The organism is Streptomyces albidochromogenes (assembly GCF_005981925.1).
Lineage (GTDB): Bacteria > Actinomycetota > Actinomycetes > Streptomycetales > Streptomycetaceae > Streptomyces > Streptomyces albidochromogenes.
On the sequence record NZ_VBVX01000724.1, the window covers coordinates 1 to 605 of the forward strand.

The 605-nt window shown below is 65.3% G+C and carries 1 pseudogene; it reads left to right on the forward strand.

Annotation, left to right across the window (positions count from 1 at the left end):
* Nucleotides 1–424: 424 nt before the first annotated feature.
* A pseudogene (locus tag E2E34_RS34940) lies at nt 425–605 on the forward strand (ATP-binding protein); the annotation flags it as partial.

The following is a 605-nucleotide window of genomic DNA, read 5'->3' on the forward strand; positions in this document are numbered from 1 at the left end:
CCTTCCTTTCGGGGGCCTTCGGTACCCGAGCGGACCGTTTCCTCGCCCGGGCGATCCTGATGGCGTCTGCCTCCTTCTCCTTGCGGCTGTTACGTCGTACTGCTGGAACCCCGGCTCGCGGCCCCTGTGGGCCGCCGGCCCGGCAACCAACTCGAGGACCCTGGCGCATCCGGCCCTCGGGTTCCGCTGCCGTGCCACAACGGGTTCCACCTGCATGCGCGGCAGTTCGCCTCTGCCGCCCTGACTCGCTTTCCTGGTACGAGCGAAACCCTACCCCACCAATCAGCAATGTCTACTACCGTCAGGGCAGATTTCCTCCCGTTGGAGCAGCGGGGATTCTCCCGTCCCGGTGTGGAAGCCGACTGAGCGGGCACGCTACCCATTCTGCGAAACGGCACAACCGATCAAGGTGGGGTGTACGTGCATGAACGACACGAAAATTACCCATACGGTTGCCTCACTTCTCACGATGGGCGACAGCACGGCCGACGTCCATCGCGCCCGCGACATCACCCGCGCATTCACCGACAGCCTCGACCCGGCGCCGAGCCCGGATCTGGCGGACACGCTTGTCCTGGTGGTGTCGGAACTCGTCACCAACGCCC